The following is a 21,417-nucleotide window of genomic DNA, read 5'->3' as shown; positions in this document are numbered from 1 at the left end:
CCTGGGGGTTTGACAATGGCTTCTAATACGATGCGCACCTCGCTCAAGCGAAGCGCACTTGCCGTGGCGATGGGGCTTTGCTTCGCTGGCGGTGTTCAGGCGCAGACCAATACGGCAGGTGCCGTGGCAGGTAAGGCGGCAGCGGGTGACACGATCACGGTTGCCAATCCAGCAACCGGCTTTAGTCGCACGATCACGGTCGACTCCTCTGGCAATTATCGCTTCTCGCAGTTGCCGACCGGCCAATACACCGTTTCACGCAATGGCGGCAGCCCGCGTAATGTCACTGTCAACGTGGGTACGGCGTCCAACGTCGACTTCGTCAGCGGCGGCTCGGCGCTGGACACCGTCACGGTGGTGGGCAGCAACTACATCAACCCGATCGACGTGACCTCGGTGGAGTCCACCTCCATCCTGACCTCCGAGCAGATCAACAAGATCCCGGTGGGTCGTGACACGACCTCGGTGGCCCTGTTGGCCCCGGGTACGGTGCGTGGCGATGCCGCATTCGGCAACCTCGCTTCCTTCGGCGGCGCTTCGGTGGCCGAGAACCAGTACTACGTCAACGGTTTCAACGTCACCAATACCTTCCGCAACCTCAACTTCAGCAACATTCCGTTCGAGGCCGTTGCGGAGCAGCAGACCAAGACCGGTGGCTACGGCGCTGAATTTGGCCGTTCGCTGGGCGGCGTGGTCAACCAGATCACCAAGCGCGGTACCAACGAGTTCCATGCCGGCGGCAACGTCTATTGGAGCCCGGATTCGCTCCGCTCTCAGGTCAAGAACACGTACTACGCTAACCCGCTGACGCCTGACTTTGGCAGCCTGCGCCAGGACAACTCGAAGGACACGTCCGATGGCGTCCGCGCCAACGTCTGGGCCAGCGGCGCGCTGATCAAGGACCGCCTGTTCGCCTACGGCATCTTGTCGTATGGCAAGAACGAAGCGGACACCTTTGGTTCCGTGCTTGCCACCAGCAACACCACCTCGGAAACCAAGTCCCCGACCTGGTTGTTGAAGATGGACTGGAACATCACCGACAACAACCTGCTCGAATTCACTGCATTCAGTGATGAAAGCGAAACGGTCACCAGCTCGTACACCAATGCGCCGGGCTCGTTCGTTCGCGGCACCTACTTGGGTGACACGGTTGCGGAATCGGGTGGTCAGAACTACATCCTGAAGTACACCGGTTACCTGACCGACAGCTTCACGCTGTCCGCCTTGGCGGGCCGCAGCGAGTACTCCCGTTCGACGTACGTCACTAGCCCGGATGGTCGTCGTGGCAGTTACGATGGCAGCTTCACCGTGCCGACCCCGCGCGTGGCACCGACCGGTGGCTGCCCGACCGTGGTCGATTCACGCCCTGGCTATCGTCAGACGCTCACTGGCGCCTACTCCAGCCCTTGCAACATCAGTAATGCCACGTTGCAGGACATCAACTCCGGCGACGAACGCGAGCAGTACCGCGTCGATCTTGAATGGCAGTTGGGTGATCACCGCATCCGCGGCGGTTACGACCGCGATGATTACGAGTCGCGCGCCGGTTCCGCATTCGAAGGTGGTTATCGCTGGACGTACCTGACCTCAAACGGTCCGGACGGCCGTGCCAACACGGGTGACGAGTTCGATGTTGCACGCCTGCAGTACACCAGCCAGGGTGCAGTCGTCAGCGTCAAGCAAAGCGCTTACTACCTGGAAGACAGCTGGAACATCACCGACAACTTCATGTTGTACATGGGCGTCCGTTCGGACACCTTCGAAAACGTCAACGGCCAGGGCCAGGCCTACGTGAAGATCGAGAACCAGATCTCTCCGCGTCTGGGCTTCAGCTGGGACGTCGATGGCGACGGTTCCTTCAAGGTGTTCGGTACCGCCGGCCGTTATGCACTGCCGCTGACCCCGTCCGTGGCTGTGCGCGGCGCCTCGGCCTCGCTGTTCACGCGTGAAGACTACCTGTTCACCGGTATTGACCGGGCAACCGGTGCTCCGACGGGTGCGACCTCGCGTGGCAATTTCCGCTTCATCAACGCGGAAACCGGCAACCCGAAGAACCCGATCACGATCGCGTCCAAGAACCTGGACCCGATGTATCAGGACGAGTTCATCCTGGGCTTCCAGAAGCAGGTCACCGACAACGTGGCGGTCGGCGTGCGCGGCATCATGCGTGAGCTGAAAGCCGCGATCGATGACAACTGCGATTACGTGCCGGTGCTGATCGCGGGCGGTTTCGATCCCAACACGTTCGAAAATGCCAATGGCGACCATGCCGAGCTGCCCAGCGAAGGCTTCCCGTATTGCCGCATGTTCAACCCCGGCAATGACGCGGTCTTCGTGACGGATTACCTCAACAACGGCACCTTGACCGAAGTCACCGTCCCCGGCGCGCTGTTGTCGCCGAAGGCCAAGCGCACGTACTCCGCGTTGGAGTTCCTGTTCGACGGTCGTTGGGATCGCTTCTTCCTGCAGGGCAACTACACGTACGCTCGCAGCAAGGGCAACACCGAAGGTGGCGTCAAGTCCGACATCGGTCAGGGCGATACCAGCGTGACGCAGGACTTCGACTACCTGGCGCTGACGACCGACACGTACGGCTTCCTGCCGAACGACCGTCGCCACAGCCTGAAGTTGTTCGGTAGCTACGACATCAGCGATGAGCTGTCCGTCGGCATGAACGCCATTGTGCAGTCCGGTCGCCCGATCAACTGCCTGGGCGTGCTTGACCTGGATCCGAGTGATGGTTACTCGGCTCACCCGTACGGCTCCTCGTTCATGCGTTGCAGCACCACCGGCGATGCCACTGACGATGCTTCGGTCGTTGCCGTACCGCGCGGCACCAAGGGTCGCCTGCCGTGGACTTCGGAGTATGGCTTGAACGTTGTGTATCAGCCCAACTGGATGAAGGGCCTGCAATTCAAGATGGACGTTTTCAACATCTTGAACTCGCAGAAGGTCACCTCGGTCATTGAAACTGCAGAAGTTTCAGCGACGGGTGCTGCCAGCAGCACCTATATGCTGCCGGCGAGCTTCCAGCAGCCGCGTTCGGTTCGCTTGATGGTGCAGTACGACTTCTGATTCAACTGAAGTCGGTTACTCAAACGGCCGCCTCCGGGCGGCCGTTTCATTTTCAGATGGAATACGATGCAAGCATGAGCGTTCAAGAAGCAGATATCTGGGGTGGCGTGCGTGCTGCCGAGGCGAGTGGCAATCTATCCCTCATTCGAGCGGCCTACCAAGAGGTCGTGACGAAGGTGCCCGATTTGCCGGCTGCATGGCTGAAACTTGGCCAGGCTTCTTTGCTCGAAGGCTCTTACCGGAATGCATTGGACGCGACCTTGGAAGCGGCCAATGCGATGCGTCGCGCCTCGCGTTGGCAAGCGTTGCCGCATGTGGGGCGCCAACTGCTGCGTTTTGATGAGCGCCGCTTGGTCCGCGAGTTGATCGAAGAAGCGGATTGGAACAACCCGCTATTGCTTTCGGAATCCGCTGTGCTCGCGCAACAGCTGTGGCTGGTTGGCGCGGACGACGTGGCGCTCGCGTTCCTTGAGCACGCAATGAGGCGGCTGCCAGCACATCATCTGCTGCATTACTCCAAGGCAGAGGTGCTTAGCCATCTGGGGCGGCTGGAAGAGTCCGAAATAGAACATGAGTTGGCGATCAAGTTGAACCCCATGTTCTCGATGTCTCACAGGGCGCTCGCATACCTGCACCCGACGCAGGATTCCGGCCCCAGAATCGAAAGAATCAAGGAGATCTTGCGAACCGCTGGGGAAGGCATAGGCGTTGAAGACCGTATCGATCTTCATTACGCGCTTTTCAAGGAGCTGGATGGCATCGATGCCGTCGATGAAGCGTGGGAGCATCTTTCTGCTGGTGCAGGTCTGCGGCGGGCCAACCAGACGTATGACCAAGGGCGCGAATCCCGAGGTATCGACGCCTTGATTAGGGATGGTAGCCGCGCACAAGTGGCTGAACTTGATGTTTTGGATGATGGCGGCGCAGCTGCTAGACACGTCTTCGTCGTGGGGATGCCGCGAAGTGGCACCACCGTGCTGGACAGGATGCTGGGCAATCATTCCGACATGGTGTCGGCGGGAGAGTTGAATGTGTTCGCCCGCAGCCTGTCTTGGGCTATTGATCGCTTCTACGAGCCGCCGGTAACCGAGGCCATCGTGCAAGCTGCTGTCGGATTGGATGATAGGACCGTGGCCGCGCGCTATGGCGAAGCCACCGAGTATCTCCGCGCTGGTCGAAAGAGCATCATCGACAAGAATCCGTTGAACATATCCAATGCAGGTTTCATCGCGCGCTCTATGCCCGATGCCCGCATTATCTGCATGGTGCGCGATCCGATGGACACCTGTTTCTCAAACCTGAAAGAGCCGTTTTCTCCTGGGGCTTATGGTTACAGCTATTCGCAAGATGACTTGGCGAATCACTATGCTGATTTCAGGCGGCTTGCCGCCCACTTCGAGCAAACGCATCCGAAGCGCTTCAAGGCGGTGAGTTACGAAGAGCTAGTCGCTCAGCCTCGCGCACAGCTTGAGGAGGTCATGGCGTTCTGCGGCGGCGAGTATCAGCAAGGACAGGAAGATCTGGCGCGAAATCAGTCGCCGGTATCGACAGCCAGCAAGGCGCAAGTACGCAAGCCTTTGAACCGGAATGGGATCGGGGCCTGGCGTCGTTATGCGGGGAAGTTGGAGCCCCTGAGGCGTCGACTGGAAGCGCAAGGATTTGCATGAGATCGATGCGAGGATGCGGCTAGGTTGGACCTGATGAAGAACATGGATCCGAAGAGCTTGGTGGCATCGGTCGAGCGTTCGATTGCGGCAGGAGATTGGGCGTCGGCCAAGAGCGGGCTTGTGCAATTGATTACCCAAAATCCGGGTAGCGCAGACTTGTGGGTACAGCTTTCCTATGTCGAATCCTATCTGGGGGGATATCGTCAGGCGCGTGCCGCAGCGATCAAGGCTGCAGCAGCTCGTCCCGGTAGCTTGGGAGTTGTCCAGGATGTTCTTTCCAGGTTGCGGACGTTCAACCAAGTGCCAGAAATGCATGACTACATTCGCAGGCTGGGTGGACCTCGGAGGCTTCCCATCCCGTTGCTGATCTCGGCGGCTTCACAATTCAGTTCAGTCAATGATCAAGCAACGGCAATGACCTTGCTTGACGAGGCAAAGTCCGGGGATCCTGATTTCCCTACGACTCTTGTTGCGCGGTCTCAAGTCCTCATGTATTTGGCACGTTTTGCCGAGGCCAAGGCCGACATCATCAAGGCCTTGAAAAGAGCCCCGGGTATCGCGCAGGCATGGTGGCTCGCTTCGAGGCTTGGCAAGGCGACGGCAACGGAAAATCATGTGCAGGAAGTCGAAGCGCAGTTGACACCCTCGGGCAAACTGCCGACTCCCACAGACATTGCGCTGCTTTGTCACGCGCTGCACAAGGAACTGGATGATCTTGGTCGCACTGAACAGGCTTGGGAGGCCTTGAGCAAGGGAAATAGATCAAAGCGCGAGACCCTCCGCTACGCCTCTGAAGAGACTCGTCAGTTGATTGATCTACTCTGCTCGAGTGCAGTTGATAAATCGACGGAGGTGGTCGAGCCAGCGATAGTTCCTATCTTCATCATCGGCATGCATCGTTCGGGAACCACCTTGCTGGAACAGATGCTTGATGGTCATCCGCGGGTGCAAGGTGTTGGCGAACTATACGATTTCACCAGCGCGATGCGGTACGAAACGGACCATCACTGCCAGGGTGTGATCGACCAGGTCATTGTCGAACGAGCATTCACTGCCGGGTTCAACTTCAAGGCCGTAGGGGGGCGCTACCTGCAAGGGCTGCAATGGCGCCTAAAGGGCAACTCGCACTTCACCGATAAACTTCCATCCAACTTTCTCAATGCGGGCTTTATTTGCGAAGCCTTGCCACAGGCAAAGCTGTTGCACATGGTGCGGGATCCTGTGGAAGTTTGTTTCTCCAACTTGAGGGAGTTGTTCTCGAGCGCCAATCCGTATTCTTACGACCAGATCGAGCTGGCGGACTTCTATATCGAATACCACAAGCTGATGGCCCATTGGCGCAAGACGTATCCGGGGCGCATCTTCGACATCCGCTATGACCGCATGGTCCGTGATCCGGAGGCGGTCATGCGTGAGGTCTGTGAATTTTGTGCACTGGAGTTCACGCCTGAGATGCTCGCCATCGGCAATCGCAAGCGCGGCGTATCCACCGCCAGTGCAGTGCAGGTGCGCGAAGGCATTCAGGTGCGGGATGTGCCGAAGTGGAAGCCGTATGAAACTTATTTGCAGCCGATGATCACACGCCTGCGCCAAGGCGGCGTGCTGGAGGGCTGGGAGCAGGCGTAATCAACGGCTCTTGTGCGTCGCTGTCGACGCGCAGAGCAGGGTGAGGATCAAAGATCCTGCTGGTAGCGCACGTAAGGAACGGTGCCTTCTTCCTCGCCTTTGGAAGGCGCGAAAGGATTCTTGCCGCGGGTCACCACGTTGTCAGCGCCCACGCTGAGCTGGCCGCTCCAAGGCGTGCGCCAAGTCAGGCCAACACCAAAGCCTTCCCATTTGCCGGGTTGGCCGGGCACTTCGACGACGCGGCCAAAGACACTGGCACTGAAGGCACCGACGCCTCCGCCAATACTCAGTCCTTTGCTGTTCCAGCGGTCGGCGAATTGCGGCATTTCCGCCGCCGGCATCAAACGCGCATTGGCGGTGGTGCCGGCAATCGACACCACGCCGCTGCGGCCGATGTTGTATTCGGCGAAGAGGGCGAGGTCAGTTTGTTCGACGCGATTGCGGCTGCCGGGTGTCAGCCAGCCGGGCAGGTTGCCGCGTGCCTTGCCCACGCCCACACCAACGCGGGCGTTGCGATTGCCAAGAGAGGCAGCCGCACCGCGTGGGCTGATCGAGCCCAGCGTGCAGTCATCGGAAAGTCGGTCCATCCGATTCGGGATGCCGCCCTTGCCGCTGCACAGCAGAGCCAGTGATTCGCCCGAGGACAAGCCGAACGCTGATTCGAGGGTATTGCTACCGAAGCGCCAGCGGGCACCGCTGTTGGCCTTGCCGGTCGGCTCGAGCACGAACATGCCCTCGACCTTGCCATTGGTGTTGTTGACGACGGGGATGACTGTCACGCCCTTGCGCGCTTGTGCATACGCCTGACCACCAGAGACGGCGAGCGTAAGCCCTGCAAACAACAGCGTTGGCAAGAGGCGATGTTTCATGGGCCACCTATTGACTATCCCCGGCGCGGTAAGTTCCCGGTAACCGGGTCTTTCCTGCCAATCCAAAGTACCTCATTTATATTAATTTAACAATCGGTCTGGAGGCCGCATTCAGATTGGCTGGTTGAAGGAAAAACTTCAATCATTGCAAGCGGTTAGGGGCATCGGTATTGGGTTCGGGGGCCAGGAAGAGGCTTTCGATCTGGGCGGTATCGAAGTGGTAGCGCTGGCCACAGAACTCGCAGCGGACCTCCGCGCCGTCCACATCGCCTGCTTCGACCGCCGCCAGGGCCTCCTCGCGCCCAAGGCTGCGCAAGACCTCCGCTACGCGCTCACGCGAGCAGGAGCAGCCGAACTGCAGGTCGCGGTGGCCGAGCTCGTGCAAATTCTCCTGATGGAACAGGCGATGCAGCAACGTCGCCGCATCCACCGAGTGCAGCTCTTCGGTGCCCAGCGTCGCGAACAACTGTTCGATGCGGTTCCAGCCATCATCGTCGGCTTCGGACGCAGGCAGTTTCTGCAGCAACAGGCCGGTGGCATGCTGGCCATCGGCGGCCAGCAGCAATCGGGTCGGCAATTGTTCGGATTGACGGAAATAGTTCTCGAAGGCCCCCGCAAGCGTGGGCGATTCAAGCGGCACCAAACCCTGATAACGGACGGGTTCACCGCTGGGTGTGGGATTTTCAATGGTGATGGCCATCACCGAATCACCGCCAAGCTGCGACAGGTCCAGCGCTTCGGCAGTGGCGGCTTTGGGCGAAGCATCCTCGGACAAACGGACGAGTCCGCGTACCGTCCGGGCCCCCGTGCACTCCGCGAACAGGCTGCGCAATGCGCCCGAGCCACGCAATTGCACCGACAAACGTCCATCGACCTTGGTGTGTGCGGTGAGCAGGGCTGTCGCGGCTACGGCTTGTCCCAGCAGGTCGCGTACCGCATCCGGGTCATCGTTGCGGGCGATGATCTGGCGCCAGGCATCATCAAGGCGCACATATGCGCCGCGCACCCCAGCGTCGGGGAGGAGGAAGATGTCGAGGCGGCCGCCGTGGGCCGCGGAAGTGTTGTCGTTGCTCATCGGTCTCTCGAAGGTCTGCGGCGCACGGGAATCTCCCCGATAATGCCGCCATTGCTGCGATAAATGGGGACGATGTGAGCAAAGCGCAAGTTGATCGAAAACCGCGCCGGCGTTGGCTGCGACGTTTGCTTTGGCTGGCGGCTTTCATCGTCGTTTTCCCGATCGTCCAAGTGCTCGCCTTGCGCTTCATCGACCCGCCGTTTTCCAGCTTCATGATGATCCGTCAATTCCAGGCATGGGGAAGTGGGGACATCGATTTCCGCATCGCGCATGACTGGCGCGACCTCGACCAGATGTCCCGCAACGTGCCGGTGGCGCTGATTGCGGCCGAAGACCAGCGTTTCGCCGATCATTCCGGCTTCGACATGAAGGCGATCGAAAATGCCCGCGACAGCAACGAGCGTGGCAAGCGCATCCGTGGCGGCAGCACCATCACCCAGCAGACCGCGAAGAATCTGTTCCTGTGGAGCGGCACGGGCCTGACGCGATGGCTGCGCAAGGCGTTGGAGACGTGGTACACCTTCTGGATGGAGCTGCTTTGGCCGAAAACGCGCATCCTGGAGATGTATGCAAATTTCGCCGAGTTCGGCGATGGTGTTTACGGTGCGCAGGCCGCGGCGCGCACGTGGTTCCGCAAGGATGCCTCGCGCTTGTCTGCAGCCGAAGCCGCACGCCTGGCGGCCGTGTTGCCCAATCCGAAGCGCTATAGCGTGGCCCGACCGGGTCCTTATGTGCAGCGTCGTAGTCGCGCCATCCAGCGCCAGATGCGTTACATCGGCGGTGCGGGCGCGTTGCGTGAAGTCGAGGGTAGGAAGTGATGAATGTTGCTGGCAAGACGGATCGCTTGACCATCGTGGTCGCGGCGTTCAACGAGGCCGAGGCCTTGCCCTTGCTGCATGCGCGATTGTTGCCGGTGCTGGCATCCATGAACGATGTCGATGCGCGCATCCTGTATGTCGATGATGGCAGTCGTGACGCGACCTGGACCACCATGCAACGGCTCGCGGCCAATCATCCGCGCGTTGGCCTGCTGCGGCTGTCGCGCAATTTCGGCAAGGAGGCGGCACTGACGGCGGGACTTGATCTGGTCGATGAAGGGGCAGCCATGATTCTGGACGCCGATGCGCAGGATCCGCCGGAATTGATCCCGCAGTTCGTTGCCAAATGGCGTGCCGGATTCGACAACGTGTACGGCCGTCGTAGCCAGCGTGCAGGCGAAGGTATTGCTAAACGCGCGACTGCATCGATGTTTTATCGCCTGATCGGCCGCTTGTCGCGCACGCCGGTGCCGGAGGACACCGGTGATTTCCGCTTGCTATCGCCGCGTGCACTCAAGGCCTTGCGCGAGTTGCGCGAGCGCCATCGTTTCATGAAGGGCTTGTTCGGTTGGGTAGGCTTCAACGGCGCGGAAATTGTCTATGAGCGCGAGGCACGCGTGGCAGGCACCACCAAGTTCAATTTCTGGAAGCTGTGGAATCTCGCGCTGGAAGGCATCACCAGCTTTTCTACCGCGCCACTGCGCATCAGTACTTATCTGGGCCTCATCACGGCTTTGATCGCGTTGGTTTACGGCCTCTATGTGATCGTGAAGGCGTGGATGTACGGTGATCCGGTCGCCGGCTGGCCCAGCATGATGGCGGTGATCCTGTTCCTGGGCGGCGTGCAGTTGATCGCGCTGGGGATGATCGGCGAATACCTGGGTCGCCTGTATGTCGAAGCCAAGCAACGCCCGTTGTATGTGATCGCCGATTGGCGGCCCGCGGCCGGACAGGCGTATGCTGGCAGCGAATCCGAAGCGAGGAGCGGCCATGCGTCAGGTGCGGCATCTACTTGAATCGAAGCAGTTGGGCGTGGTGTCGATCGCGCCTGAATCCCCCGTCATCGACGCACTGAAATTGATGGCCGACCACGGTGTCGGCGCGGTGTTGGTGATGGAAGCGGGCCGCAAATTGGTCGGCATCCTCTCTGAACGCGATTACGCTCGCAAAGTCGTCCTGTTGGGGCGTACCTCGGCCAATACGCCAGTCAGCGAGATCATGAGCCATCAGGTTGTGTGCGGTCGCCTGGGGGACACGGTCGATCAGTGCATGCAGGTGATGACCGAGAAGCGCATTCGCCACCTGCCGATACTGGAGCACAAGGAAGTCGTCGGCATCGTGTCGATTGGCGACCTGGTCAAGGCCGTCATCGACGAGCAGCAGATCGAATTACGACACCTGCAGGAATACATCGCGTCCTGATTTCGCGTGCGCTTCAGCCTTTCGGTTGACCGCAGTACTGACGTCCTTTGGCGCTGCCGAGGTCGGTGGTCGCAGCCAACGCAGCTGCCGGCGCGGTCACCGCACCCAGCGCCACCGCTGCCGCCGCGCGCAGGCCGACGCGCTTGTAGTCGGGACGGATGCTCGGGTGGGTGAAGCTGCCTTGCACGTACAGCGGTGAGCGCAACGACAGTGGGCTGAAGCGGCGTGTCTTGGGTTTCAGGGTGAGGTCCAGACGTTCATCACGCAGGCTGATGGTGCCGCTGCCGGTGATGACGGTGTCATCGGTATCGAAGGCAAGCGCGCGCGTGTTCATCACGCCGTTCTTGATGTCGAAGTCGCCGAACGCGCAACGCACGGGCAGCTGCTTGTCGCCGGTGAGTTTCACTTTCAGAATGCCGGCGATGTCGATCGCCGCCATCTCCATCAACAATTTGCTGATGCTGCCCCTGCCCATGCCGACATCGGCCTGCCCATCGGCATTGCCCAGCATCTTGGCAATGGAGTTGCCGGTGGTGTTGATCTTGATGTCGCCGCCTAGGCTGCCGATGGCGTTCTGGCCCAGCTTTACCTTGGGCATCAATTTGCCCAGCGTGAGTCCTTTGGCGGTGATGTCGGCGCGGGTGCGGATGACGCTTCCTTCGCGCGCATCCATCCGGATGGTGGAGCGGATGTCGCCATCGGCGACGCCGAAGTTGAGCGGTGCCAGTGTCATCACCCCGGCTTCGAGCTTCATCCTGGCATCCATGTCGTCCACGGGGAGGGTTTGGGTGTTGATGCGGGTCGCGCGCAGACGCACGTTGGCATCCATCGCGCGCAGTTTTTCCAGCTTGAACTCGTCACGGGGAAACAGTTTGCCGCTGGCTGCTTGATTAGCCGCCCTGGCCGCCAGCTCGGGATTGCTCTTCTCGCCGCCGGAGGCCTTGGGTGCGCCACCGATGAAGCCAGCCAGGTCATCCAGGTCCAGCCGCTTCGAACGCAGATCGGCGTCCAAACGTGGACGCGGCTTGCCCGTGGTGAAGTGGGCGAAGCCGGCCAAGTCGCTGTCGCCGACCTTGCCGCTTAGGCCGTCGTATTTCCACGTGCTGCGGGTGAGTGATTTCACTTCGCGCGTGAAGCGACCATTGAGGGAGTAGGGCGGCGTGGGCGGCAGGGCGATACCCAACAGCGGATAAAGGTCATCCATGTTCTGGCCACTTATTGAGAGCTTCAGGTCGAAGTCGCGCATGCGCAGCGGGTCCAGCAAGGTGCCGACGGCGTGGGCACTGGTCGGGCCAGCGGTGGCACGCACATCGATGCGGTATGGCTCGTCCGCGTTGCGCAGGTCGAGTGGTGACTCGCCACGTCCTTGCATCGTGAAAGGATTGCCTTTCCAACGCCCCTTGCCCGCCACGACAATGGGCGGCCCACTTTCATTTTTCCCGCGGGCTTCACTGTCCACGCGGATGTCGATGTCGGTCTTGCCCTTGGCATCGACGAAGCGCAGGCGGCCATCGTCGATCCACAGGCTGCGGAATTCCGGCTGCTTGCCGCGCGTGTCTTCCTGATCCTTGAACACCCAATTGCCTTGGCCGTCCGGTCCTTTTTCCAGCAGCACGTCGGGATTGGTCAGGCGCAGCTCTGGCACGCGGAAGTCACGCTGAAAGATGGCAGGCCACAAAGCGAAAGCGAAGGCGAGGCGGTCGGTCTTCGCCATCTCCTTTTCCTTCGACCATGGAGCATTGCCAAAGCGTAGGCCGTCGGCGCTGACGCGCGTCATCCGGCCGAGGTCGACATCCAGATTGCCGTCGATGTGCAGTTCACGCCCGGTCTTGGCGTGCACATAGCGCTCGATCGGACGCTTGAACCAGTTCCAGTCCCACAACAGGATCAGCACGATGATGGCCGCGATCATGATGCCAAGTGTTGTCAGCCACGGGTGGCGGCGTGGCCAGATACGGGGGGATGTTGTTTCCTCCCCTGGCATGCGGGGCGTGGGATTGTTTGGGGTTGTGGTGTCAGTCATGCGGCAAAGGTGCGGCAGGTCGTTGCCATCACCTTCGACGCACGCAGGTCAAACAGGGGTGAATGCCGTGGCCATTCGTTCAGGCGCGGGGCACCACCAGCGACCATACCGAAATGAAATGGCAGACGGTGCCGATTACCACGAAGCAATGCCAAACGGCATGTGCGTAAGGCATGCGCCTTTGCATGTAGAACACTGTACCTAGCGTATAGGCGATGCCGCCGGCCAACAGCCAGCCGAAGGTCCAGCCGCTCAAGGCCTGGTACACCGGTTTGGCGTAGAGCATCACCAACCAGCCCATCGCGATGTAGATGAGGGTGGATACCAGCTTGAAGCGGCCGGTGAAGAATAATTTGAAAATGATGCCGATCGCGGCCAGTGACCAGATGGCGATGAAGAGCGTCCAGCCGACGGTATCGCGCAGGACGGTCAACGTGAAAGGCGTATAGGTGCCCGCGATGAGCACGTAGATGGCGCAATGGTCCACGATCTTCAGTCGAGCGCGACGCACCGGATCGACCGCGCGATGATAGGCCGTGCTGGCGAGGTAGAGCATCAGCATCGAAATAGAGAACACGATCGCTGACGCCCATTGCCAAGGATCACCCCCACGTCCTATCGACAGCGTGAGCATGGTGAGCCCGGCCACCAGCGCAACGCCCGCGCCGATGCCGTGGGTCAGCACGTTGGCGCGTTCTTCGCGGGGGGAATATGCGGATGTAGTGGAAGCGCCCATGCCGGGAGCATACAGCCCCGCGATGACATTGATTCTTTAGTCGATGCGTTCCGCGTGTGCGTGTTCGCGGGTGGCGAGGAACTCGACGCCCGGCGCCCGTTCCTGCGCCAATTGCAGGTTGACGCGGGTGGGCGCCAGATAGACCAGTTGGCCTGCCGCATCCAGCGCCAGGTTCGCCGCGTTCTTCTCTCGGAAGTCCTCCAGCTTTTTAGCATCGTCGCACTTGATCCAGCGCGCCGTCGCCACTTGCACCTGCTCGAAGGAGGCATCCACGCCGTACTCGTCCTTGAGGCGATAGGCGACGACATCGAACTGCAGCACGCCGACGGCGCCGAGGATGAGATCGTTCGACATTAGCGGGCGGAAGAACTGCGTCGCGCCTTCCTCACTCAGCTGGGCCAAACCCTTCTGCAGCTGCTTGAGCTTGAGTGGATCGCGCAGGCGCGCACGGCGGAACAGTTCTGGCGCAAAGTTGGGAATGCCGGTGAAGGCGATGTTCTCGCCTTCGGTGAAGGTGTCGCCAATCGAGATGGTGCCGTGGTTATGGATGCCGATGACATCACCCGGATAGGCGTGCTCGGCGATCTCGCGGTCGCTCGCCATGAACGTCAGTGCGTTTGCGAGTTTCAGATCCTTGCCAGTGCGCGGCTGGAAGGCCTTCATGCCGGCGCTGAACTTGCCCGAGCAAATGCGCATAAACGCAACGCGGTCGCGATGCTGCGGGTCCATGTTGGCCTGGATCTTGAACACGAAGCCGGTCAGCTTGTCCTCGGTCGGCTCGACCTCGCGCGAGGTCGTCTCGCGCGGCTGCGGTTGCGGGGCGTGCTGGACGAAGAAATCCAGCAGCGGCTGCACGCCGAAGTTGTTCACGGCAGACCCAAAGAAAACGGGCGCCTGCTCGCCACGAAGATAGGCGTCCTGATCGAACGGATGCGAGGCGCCTTCGACCAATTCCAGCTCGTCACGCAGCTCGGCCAGCATGTCCGCGCCGATCGCCGCTTCCACGCGCGGATCGTTGATGGACGGATAGATGGTCGAGTCCTGTCGGGTGTGGTTCTTGCCGGCTTCGTACAAATGCACTTCGCCGCTGAGCAAATGCACCACGCCGCGCAGGCGCTTGCCCATGCCGATCGGCCAGGTCACCGGCGCGCACTGGATCTTCAGCACGCTTTCGATTTCGTCTAGCAGCTCGATCGGGTTCTTGCCCTCGCGGTCGAGCTTGTTGATGAAGCTCATGATCGGCGTGTCGCGCAGTCGACAGACTTCCATCAACTTGATCGTGCGCTCCTCGACGCCCTTGGCGACGTCGATCACCATCAACGCGCTGTCTACCGCGGTCAGCACGCGATAGGTGTCCTCGCCGAAGTCGGCGTGGCCGGGGGTGTCGAGCAGGTTGACGATGTGCTCGCCATACGGGAACTGCATCACCGACGAGGTCACCGAGATGCCGCGCTCCTTCTCCAGCGCCATCCAGTCGGATGTCGCATGGCGCGCGGCCTTGCGGCCCTTGACCGAGCCGGCCATCTGGATTGCGCCGCCGAACAGCAGCAGCTTCTCGGTCAGGGTCGTCTTGCCGGCGTCAGGGTGGGAGATGATGGCGAAGGTGCGGCGACGCGCAGCTTCCTGTTTGATGGCGGACATGCGGAATACGGCGCGGTTGGCGCCGTCGGGTGTCGGGTCGGGACGCGAATTATAGCGGGATGCAGCGGCCGCCCTGCTGCTGAAAATCCCTGGCAGCCGCAACGTTTATCTTTGCCTTCCCGCCACAACGTTGCCCGCCATGTCTGGATATTGCGATATCGCCCCCGGCCACCCGTTGCACGGCCCGTACCACGACCGCGAATACGGCGTGCCCGCGCGTGACGAAGCCGCCTTGTTTGAGCGCCTGATCCTGGAGATCAACCAGGCCGGACTCAGCTGGGAAACCATGCTGAAGAAGCGCGAAGGCTTTCGCAGTGCGTATGACGGCTTCGATGTCGACAAGGTGGCCGCTTACGGCGACGCCGACCGGCTACGCCTATTGAACGATGCCGGCATCATCCGCAACCGCTTGAAGGTGGATGCGGCGATCCACAACGCTGGTGTCATCCAGCGCCTGCGTGCCTCGCACGGCGGGTTTGCCGGATGGCTGGACGCGCATGTTGAATTGGACGGCCGCGCGCGCACCAAGGCCGAGTGGGTGAAGCTCTTCAAGCGCGACTTCCGCTTCGTCGGCGGGGAGATCGTGGGAGAGTTTCTGATGAGTCTGGGCTACCTGCCGGGCGCGCATCGCGCGGACTGCCCGGCCGCTAAACGCATCGCCAAGCTCAAGCCAAAACCGGTGTGGATGCGTTACGGTTGAGCTGTCGTACGCGGCAGGCGCAACTCGCCGCTGGCGGTCTCGATGCGCACCGGTACCGATTCCAGCCGCATCCCGCGATTCACTTGAACCGCGAAATGCAGGTGCGGGCCGCTGGAATAGCCGGAATTGCCACTGCGCGCGAGCACCTGGCCCGTCTCCACGCGCTGGCCGGGAAGTACCTCAATGCTGCCGCGTTCAAGATGCGCATAGATCGCCATGCTTCCGTCGGCGTGGAGTATGCGGACGAAGTTCGCTTCATCCAGTTGTCCGGGCGTATTGCCGAAGCGGTCTTCGAGCTGCATCACCGTGCCTGCCCGCGCCGCGATCACCGGCGTGCCGAGTGGCGCGGCAAAATCGATGGCCTGGCGGTTTTCCACATCGACATGGCTGAAGCGGCCTTCCGGTGCTTGGCCGATGCGGACTTGCGGCAGCAGCAGAGGAAAGCGGTAACTCACCCCCTGCGCATGGGCTGCGGGCAGGCCGGGGACGGCAGTCAGGCGCAAGGTCACAGGGGTATCAGCGGGCAAGTAGCCGAGCAAATACCCACCTCGGCCCGGCAGCGTCTGCTGCAGAGGGAATCCGTTGCGTCGTTGCTGGGTGTCGATCCTGACCTCTACAGGTCCGGACAAATCGTTGTCGACCCAGATCTCTCGCATCGTGTCGTGGCCGGCCAAGCGCAGGCGGACAGCGGCGGCAGGCGGGTCGGCGGGTGTGGTGCTGGGTGAGGTCGGCTTTGGCGGCCAGCTGAGCCATTGGGCCTGGGCTGGCTGAGAGAGCAGAGCAGCGAGCAGCAGAAGCAAGACAGGACGAAGTGACATCGCCTGATTATCCTGCTCATGACAGATTGGAATGTGTATCGCTCAATTCGGATGAAGCGATTGACATTGCGAAAACCCTGAGGCAAGCTGCGGACATCCATCGAGATCGGCTGAGGGATAGGCCCTACGACGCCGAGGCAACCTGGACATAGTCCAAGGTGCCAATTCCTGTGGGGGCGCAAGCCCACCGCGCAGATGGTTGAGCAGCGCCCTGGCGTTGCCCGACATGCGCACCGCCCGGAACTCGATGCACAAGGAGTTCCGTATGAGTCTGGTTGCCGCCTCGTTCCACGCATCATCCGAATCAGCCATCGACCCGGCCTGTCGATTCGGGCATTCGCATCATGCGCTGGAGTCCGTGGCAGAGCAGGGCATCCTCCCCTGCGCCCTCGCACTCAAGCATGCGGGTGCCCGCGATGTCGCGGTTCGCTGGGAGTTGAGCGGACCGGCCCAGGCACCAATCTTGATCGTCGCAGGCGGTATTTCCGCAACCCGACACGTCTTGGCCAATGATTCTGATCGCACCGACGGCTGGTGGCAGGCACAGGCCAATTTCCTGCGTCGATATCGCGTGCTGGCCATAGATTGGCTGGGCGATGGCGATGGCCTGGATGCGCCCATCGACAGTGCCGATCAGGCCGATGCGATTGCCAGCGTGCTGGATGCTCTCGGCATCGCCAAGGTCCGCGCTTTCGTCGGGGCTTCGTATGGCGCGATGGTGGGATTGCAATTCGCTGCGCGCTATTCCCATCGCCTTAGTGCCTTGGTGGCGATCAGCGGTGCGCATCGTTCGCACCCGTGGTCCAGCGCTCTGCGTTCGATCCAACGCAAGATCGTCGAGTTGGGCGGTTTGCAATGCGATGACGGTCATGGGCTAGCCTTGGCGCGTCAATTGGCGATGTTGTCGTACCGCACGCCACAGGAATTTGCCGAACGCTTCGCCGAGGCAGTCACGGTTGAAGGCGCACGCGCAGTGTGCCCGGCCGAGGGGTACCTCGAAGCCTGTGGCCAGCGCGCCATCACGCGCTTCGATGCGACCGCGTATCGACGCCTTTCCGAGTCCATTGACTTGCACCGCGTGGAGCCGGAAGCCGTGCGTGTGCCGCTTTCGGTCATCGCTATCGACAGCGATCAATTGGTGCCCAGCGAAGACCTGGCCGAGCTCGCCGTACGTGCGCCCGATGCCTGGCTGCACTTGGTCAGTTCACGCTATGGACACGACGCATTTCTCAAAGAAACCGCAGCCATCACTGCTGCCCTCAACGACGCATTGGACGCCTGAATCATGACGCTTGAAACCAACATCGCCACCCGCGCCGTACGTGCCGGCATCGACACCGACCCAGCATTTGGCGCGGTGACGCCGCCTTTGGTGCTCTCATCCAACTTCAGCTTCGAAGGCTTCAATCAGAAGCGGAAGTACGACTACACGCGCAGTGGCAACCCCACGCGTGACCTCTTGGGCGATGCGCTGGCGGCACTCGAAGGCGGTGCAGGCGGTGTCGTGACTGCGACGGGCATGGCGGCGATCACCTTGGCATTGAATGCGCTGCTGGAGCCCGGCGACTTGCTGGTCGTGCCGCACGATGCCTACGGTGGCAGCTGGCGCTTGTTCAATGCGTTGGCGAAGAAAGGCGCATTCGAGTTGGCCACCATTGATTTCACCGATGCCGATGCGCGTAGCGACGTCTTCGCGCGCGGGCCGAAGCTGGTGTGGATCGAGACGCCGTCCAACCCATTACTGCGTGTCACCGATCTTGAAACGGTGATTGGTGAAGCCAAGGACGCCGGTGCAAAAGTGTTGGTCGACAACACCTTCCTCTCGCCGTTGTGGCAACGCCCGTTGGACTTCGGCGCTGATGCGGTGCTGCACTCGACTACCAAGTACATCAATGGCCATAGCGATGTGGTCGGTGGCGCGGTCGTCGCGCGTGAGGCCGCGTTGCACGAACAATTCGCCTGGTGGGCAAATGCTCTTGGCATCACGGGTTCGCCGTTCGACAGTTTCCTGACCTTGCGCGGCGTGCGCACGCTGTCGGCGCGCCTGCGCGTGCACGAAGAGAACACGCATGCAGTGGCCGAGTTGCTGGATGGCCATCCGGCGGTGCGACGCCTGTACTGGCCGGGGCTGGCCTCGCATCCGGGCCACGAGATCGCCGCGCGCCAACAGCAGGGCTTCGGCGCGATGCTCTCATTCGAGCTGGCCGATGAATCCGCCGTGCAAGCCTTTGTCGAAGGCCTGCAGTGCTTCACCTTGGCCGAGTCACTGGGCGGTGTGGAAAGCCTGATCGCGCATCCGGCCACCATGACGCATGCGGCGATGACGCCGGAGGCACGGCGTGCGGCGGGCATCGGCGATGGTTTGCTGCGGCTGTCGGTGGGCATCGAGCATGTCGATGACCTCATCGCGGATCTTCAGGCAGCGCTGGATCGCGTGTTGTCGTGTAAACGCGAGGCGCTGGCGGCATGAGCCATCCTTCGCCTCGGCTGTACCTGCTTGGTACGGGCACGGTGGGCAGCGTGTTCGTCGAGCGTCAGGCGCGGCTTCGTGCCAAGGGTGTCGGGCTGCCGCCTTTGGTGGCGATCGCCAACTCACGCGGCTGGGGCGATTGCGATGCGGCATCCGCGAATGAAACGCTGGATGCTTTACGCGCATCGTCTGCGCCGCGCGATGCTGCATGGTTGCCGCGTACGCACTTTGGTCGCGGTGACATCGTCGTCGATGCCAGCGCCAGCGAGGATCTGGCCGCACGCCATGCGGAATGGCTCGGCCGCGGGGCACACGTGGTGACTGCATGCAAACTGGGCCAGGGCACCTCGGTCGATCGCTGGCAGGCGATACGTTTGGCTGCAGCCACATCGCACACCCAGTACGGTGACAGCGCTACGGTCGGGGCAGGGCTGCCATTGCTGCGCAGTCTGCGTGAGTTGCAAGCGGGCGGTGACCATATCCGCGCGATTGCCGGCGTGTTGTCTGGTTCACTGGCGTGGCTGTTCAACCATTACGATGGCAAGCGCCCTTTCTCCGGCTTCGTGCGTGAGGCGCGTGATGCCGGGTACACCGAGCCCGATCCACGCGATGACCTGTCGGGCGAGGACGTGCGCCGGAAGATCGTGATCCTCGCGCGTGCGGCGGGCGTGGCGCTGGATGCGGCGCGAGTGCAAGTCGATTCGCTGGTGCCGGAAACACTCGCCAACTTGTCGGCGAAGGAGTTCGATGAGGCGTTATCGAATCTCGACGAAGCAATGCGCCTTCGTTACGCCGAAGCCTATCGCAATGGCGAAGTGTTGAAATTCATCGCGCGCTATGAAAATGGCGAAGCCAAGGTCGGTCTGGAAGCACTGCCTGCGGATCATCCGCTGGCAGCAGGCGCTGGCACAGACAACCGCGTGGCGATCTGGTCGGATCGTTACTGCGACCAGCCGTTGGTGATCCAGGGGCCGGGTGCGGGCGCGGAAGTCACCGCGGCTGCGCTCATCGACGACGTGCTGCGGATTACTGCCAGCGCGACATCCTCAGCATTCGATCACGTTCACCGCCAAGCCGCCGCGTGAGGTTTCCTTGTACTTGTCTTGCATGTCGCGGCCGGTGTCGCGCATGGTCTTGATGACCTTGTCCAGGCTCACCTTGTGCTTGCCGTCGCCGCGCATCGCCATGCGCGCGGCGTTGATTGCCTTGACTGCGCCCATCGCATTACGTTCGATGCAGGGGATCTGAACCAGCCCACCGATCGGATCGCAGGTGAGGCCCAGGTTGTGTTCCATGCCGATCTCCGCCGCGTTCTCGATTTGCGATGGCGTCCCGCCGAGTGCTGCGGTCAAACCGGCTGCGGCCATCGAACAAGCCACACCTACTTCGCCTTGGCAGCCGACTTCGGCGCCGCTGATCGAGGCGTTTTCCTTGTAGAGGATGCCGACCGCAGCTGCGGTAAGCAGGTAGTCGAAGATGCCTTGTTCGCTCGCACCGGGAATGAAGCGTTCGTAGTAATGACCGACCGCCGGGATGATGCCAGCGGCGCCATTGGTCGGTGCGGTGACGACGCGTCCACCGGCAGCGTTCTCCTCGTTCACTGCGAGTGCGTACAGGTTGACCCAATCCAGCACGGTCAGGGGGTCGCGCATCGCGGCCTCGGGTTTCGATGACAACTCCGCAAACAATGCAGGTGCGCGGCGTCCCACATGCAAGCCACCCGGCAAGGTGCCAGCTTCGCGAATGCCGCGTGCCACGCAGCCACTCATCGCTGCCCATATCTCGCGCAGCTCAGCCAGCGTCTCTTCGTCGCTGCGCCACGCGCGTTCGTTTTCCAGCATCAACTGCGAGATCGACAGGCCAGTTTCCCTTGCGCGCGCCAAGAGCTCATCGCCACTATGGAAAGGATGCGCGACCGGCGTGGTATCGGCGACGATGCGATCTTCCGCCGCTTCGTCCTGATTGACCACGAAGCCGCCGCCGACCGAGTAATAGTCACGGGTGGCGATCTCGTTGCCTTCGGCATCGAACGCAGCGAAGCGCATGCCATTGGTGTGGAAGGGTAGCTTCTGGCGCTTGTTCATGATGAGGTCGGTCTTCTCGTTGAAGCCGATCTCGCGTTCGCCATGCAGTCGAATTTTCTTCGATGAGCGGATGCGCTCAAGGGCATCAGGGATGATGTCCGGATCGATCAAGTTCGGCCAATGGCCTTCCAGCCCCATCAACACGGCCTTGTCGGTGCCGTGGCCGCGACCGGTCAGCGCGAGTGAGCCGAAGACTTCCGCACGGAGGCGCGCGACTTCATTCAGCCGGCCGGCTTCTTTCAAATGGTGCTCGACGAAGCGCGCAGCCGCGCGCATCGGCCCCACCGTATGCGAGGAGCTGGGGCCAATGCCGATCTTGTAGAGGTCGAAGACGCTGACAGCCATGCGCGGATTCCACGGGATGAACCGCTATTCTAGGCAGCATTGATCGAC

Annotated in this window: 17 protein-coding genes and 1 riboswitch; of the genes, 10 read left to right on the top strand and 7 right to left on the bottom strand. The window is 61.4% G+C overall.

All coding sequences use genetic code 11. The annotated features are described in order from the left end of the window. Window positions 1-30: 30 nt before the first annotated feature. The 3 genes from BW989_RS07480 (at window position 31) to BW989_RS07470 (ending at window position 6,368) form a co-directional block, all read left to right on the top strand. A complete protein-coding gene (locus BW989_RS07480) occupies window positions 31-3,075 on the top strand; it encodes a TonB-dependent receptor (protein WP_076586935.1) in 3,045 nt (1,014 codons plus the stop codon). A gap of 350 nt (window positions 3,076-3,425) precedes the next feature. Next, window positions 3,426-4,742, top strand: coding sequence for a tetratricopeptide repeat-containing sulfotransferase family protein (locus BW989_RS07475; protein ID WP_165688572.1), 1,317 nt, complete (start codon window positions 3,426-3,428; stop codon window positions 4,740-4,742). Window positions 4,743-4,775: 33 nt separating this feature from the next. Beyond that, window positions 4,776-6,368: a tetratricopeptide repeat-containing sulfotransferase family protein gene (locus tag BW989_RS07470; RefSeq protein WP_083688369.1), complete on the top strand. Its 1,593-nt coding sequence runs from the start codon at window positions 4,776-4,778 to the stop codon at window positions 6,366-6,368. A gap of 47 nt (window positions 6,369-6,415) precedes the next feature. Here the strand turns inward: BW989_RS07470 and BW989_RS07465 are convergent, their stop codons facing one another. Both BW989_RS07465 and hslO read right to left on the bottom strand, forming a co-directional pair. After that, window positions 6,416-7,237 carry an XOO1806 family protein gene (locus tag BW989_RS07465; RefSeq protein WP_076586931.1) on the bottom strand — a complete coding sequence of 274 codons (822 nt, stop codon included), beginning with the start codon at window positions 7,235-7,237 and terminating at the stop codon, window positions 6,416-6,418. Between the two features lie 142 nt (window positions 7,238-7,379). Further along, the gene (gene hslO / locus BW989_RS07460; RefSeq protein ID WP_076586930.1) at window positions 7,380-8,312 is read right to left on the bottom strand and encodes an Hsp33 family molecular chaperone HslO; all 933 of its coding nucleotides are present in this window, start codon (window positions 8,310-8,312) and stop codon (window positions 7,380-7,382) included. 74 nt (window positions 8,313-8,386) lie between these two features. Here hslO and mtgA point away from each other — a divergent pair, with 74 nt between their 5' ends. Genes mtgA through BW989_RS07445 form a run of 3 tightly spaced genes read left to right on the top strand, consistent with a single transcriptional unit; the run spans window position 8,387 to window position 10,552 of the window. After that, entirely contained in the window at window positions 8,387-9,130 is a 744-nt protein-coding gene (gene mtgA / locus BW989_RS07455; protein ID WP_242651374.1) for a monofunctional biosynthetic peptidoglycan transglycosylase, read from the top strand. After that, window positions 9,130-10,146: a glycosyltransferase family 2 protein gene (locus tag BW989_RS07450; RefSeq protein WP_076586929.1), complete on the top strand. Its 1,017-nt coding sequence runs from the start codon at window positions 9,130-9,132 to the stop codon at window positions 10,144-10,146. The genes mtgA and BW989_RS07450 overlap by 1 nt, the downstream gene beginning before the upstream one ends. After that, complete coding sequence (locus tag BW989_RS07445) at window positions 10,121-10,552, top strand: CBS domain-containing protein (RefSeq protein ID WP_076586927.1); 432 nt, start codon at window positions 10,121-10,123, stop codon at window positions 10,550-10,552. Before BW989_RS07450 ends, BW989_RS07445 begins: the two co-directional genes overlap by 26 nt. Window positions 10,553-10,565: 13 nt before the next feature. Here the strand turns inward: BW989_RS07445 and BW989_RS07440 are convergent, their stop codons facing one another. The 3 genes from BW989_RS07440 to BW989_RS07430 form a co-directional block, all read right to left on the bottom strand. Next, entirely contained in the window at window positions 10,566-12,536 is a 1,971-nt protein-coding gene (locus BW989_RS07440; RefSeq protein ID WP_076586925.1) for an AsmA family protein, read from the bottom strand. Between the two features lie 118 nt (window positions 12,537-12,654). Further along, complete coding sequence (gene trhA, locus BW989_RS07435) at window positions 12,655-13,311, bottom strand: PAQR family membrane homeostasis protein TrhA (RefSeq protein ID WP_076586923.1); 657 nt, start codon at window positions 13,309-13,311, stop codon at window positions 12,655-12,657. A gap of 36 nt (window positions 13,312-13,347) precedes the next feature. Beyond that, window positions 13,348-14,952 carry a peptide chain release factor 3 gene (locus BW989_RS07430; protein ID WP_076586921.1) on the bottom strand — a complete coding sequence of 535 codons (1,605 nt, stop codon included), beginning with the start codon at window positions 14,950-14,952 and terminating at the stop codon, window positions 13,348-13,350. Window positions 14,953-15,091: 139 nt separating this feature from the next. Between BW989_RS07430 and BW989_RS07425 the strand changes: the two genes are divergently transcribed. Beyond that, complete coding sequence (locus BW989_RS07425; RefSeq protein WP_076586919.1) at window positions 15,092-15,652, top strand: DNA-3-methyladenine glycosylase I; 561 nt, start codon at window positions 15,092-15,094, stop codon at window positions 15,650-15,652. Here BW989_RS07425 and BW989_RS07420 read toward each other — a convergent pair. Next, on the bottom strand, window positions 15,643-16,470 hold the full coding sequence (locus tag BW989_RS07420; protein ID WP_076586917.1) for a M23 family metallopeptidase: 828 nt from the start codon (window positions 16,468-16,470) through the stop codon (window positions 15,643-15,645). The two genes, BW989_RS07425 and BW989_RS07420, sit on opposite strands and share 10 nt — an antisense overlap. 94 nt (window positions 16,471-16,564) lie before the next feature. After that, a riboswitch (SAM riboswitch) is annotated at window positions 16,565-16,672 on the top strand. Between the two features lie 63 nt (window positions 16,673-16,735). Here BW989_RS07420 and metX point away from each other — a divergent pair. From metX to BW989_RS07405, 3 genes are read left to right on the top strand one after another with little or no spacing between them, the layout of a single operon-like run. Beyond that, window positions 16,736-17,752 carry a homoserine O-succinyltransferase MetX gene (gene metX / locus BW989_RS07415; protein ID WP_083688413.1) on the top strand — a complete coding sequence of 339 codons (1,017 nt, stop codon included), beginning with the start codon at window positions 16,736-16,738 and terminating at the stop codon, window positions 17,750-17,752. Window positions 17,753-17,755: 3 nt separating this feature from the next. Continuing rightward, window positions 17,756-18,940 carry a cystathionine gamma-synthase gene (gene metB / locus BW989_RS07410; protein WP_076586915.1) on the top strand — a complete coding sequence of 395 codons (1,185 nt, stop codon included), beginning with the start codon at window positions 17,756-17,758 and terminating at the stop codon, window positions 18,938-18,940. Then, a complete protein-coding gene (locus BW989_RS07405) occupies window positions 18,937-20,025 on the top strand; it encodes a homoserine dehydrogenase family protein (protein ID WP_076586914.1) in 1,089 nt (362 codons plus the stop codon). The genes metB and BW989_RS07405 overlap by 4 nt, the downstream gene beginning before the upstream one ends. Here BW989_RS07405 and BW989_RS07400 read toward each other — a convergent pair. Next, on the bottom strand, window positions 19,987-21,369 hold the full coding sequence (locus BW989_RS07400) for an L-serine ammonia-lyase (RefSeq protein WP_076586912.1): 1,383 nt from the start codon (window positions 21,367-21,369) through the stop codon (window positions 19,987-19,989). The genes BW989_RS07405 and BW989_RS07400 overlap by 39 nt on opposite strands. Between the last annotated feature and the right edge of the window lie 48 nt (window positions 21,370-21,417).

It is taken from the genome of Solilutibacter tolerans (assembly GCF_900155935.1).
GTDB lineage: Bacteria > Pseudomonadota > Gammaproteobacteria > Xanthomonadales > Xanthomonadaceae > Solilutibacter > Solilutibacter tolerans.
The sequence above is the reverse complement of the archived record's forward strand: the minus strand, read 5'-3'. Positions and strand labels throughout refer to the sequence as shown.

Excerpts from the sequence above, each read along its gene's own strand:
- BW989_RS07480 (WP_076586935.1), top strand. The coding sequence starts at position 31 with ATGCGCACCTCGCTCAAGCGAAGCGCACTTGCCGTGGCGATGGGGCTT.
- BW989_RS07470 (WP_083688369.1), top strand. The coding sequence starts at position 4,776 with ATGAAGAACATGGATCCGAAGAGCTTGGTGGCATCGGTCGAGCGTTCG.
- BW989_RS07465 (WP_076586931.1), bottom strand. The coding sequence starts at position 7,237 with ATGAAACATCGCCTCTTGCCAACGCTGTTGTTTGCAGGGCTTACGCTC.
- hslO (WP_076586930.1), bottom strand. The coding sequence starts at position 8,312 with ATGAGCAACGACAACACTTCCGCGGCCCACGGCGGCCGCCTCGACATC.
- BW989_RS07450 (WP_076586929.1), top strand. The coding sequence starts at position 9,130 with ATGAATGTTGCTGGCAAGACGGATCGCTTGACCATCGTGGTCGCGGCG.
- BW989_RS07445 (WP_076586927.1), top strand. The coding sequence starts at position 10,121 with ATGCGTCAGGTGCGGCATCTACTTGAATCGAAGCAGTTGGGCGTGGTG.
- BW989_RS07440 (WP_076586925.1), bottom strand. The coding sequence starts at position 12,536 with ATGCCAGGGGAGGAAACAACATCCCCCCGTATCTGGCCACGCCGCCAC.
- trhA (WP_076586923.1), bottom strand. The coding sequence starts at position 13,311 with ATGGGCGCTTCCACTACATCCGCATATTCCCCCCGCGAAGAACGCGCC.
- BW989_RS07430 (WP_076586921.1), bottom strand. The coding sequence starts at position 14,952 with ATGTCCGCCATCAAACAGGAAGCTGCGCGTCGCCGCACCTTCGCCATC.
- BW989_RS07425 (WP_076586919.1), top strand. The coding sequence starts at position 15,092 with ATGTCTGGATATTGCGATATCGCCCCCGGCCACCCGTTGCACGGCCCG.
- BW989_RS07420 (WP_076586917.1), bottom strand. The coding sequence starts at position 16,470 with ATGTCACTTCGTCCTGTCTTGCTTCTGCTGCTCGCTGCTCTGCTCTCT.
- metX (WP_083688413.1), top strand. The coding sequence starts at position 16,736 with ATGAGTCTGGTTGCCGCCTCGTTCCACGCATCATCCGAATCAGCCATC.
- metB (WP_076586915.1), top strand. The coding sequence starts at position 17,756 with ATGACGCTTGAAACCAACATCGCCACCCGCGCCGTACGTGCCGGCATC.
- BW989_RS07405 (WP_076586914.1), top strand. The coding sequence starts at position 18,937 with ATGAGCCATCCTTCGCCTCGGCTGTACCTGCTTGGTACGGGCACGGTG.
- BW989_RS07400 (WP_076586912.1), bottom strand. The coding sequence starts at position 21,369 with ATGGCTGTCAGCGTCTTCGACCTCTACAAGATCGGCATTGGCCCCAGC.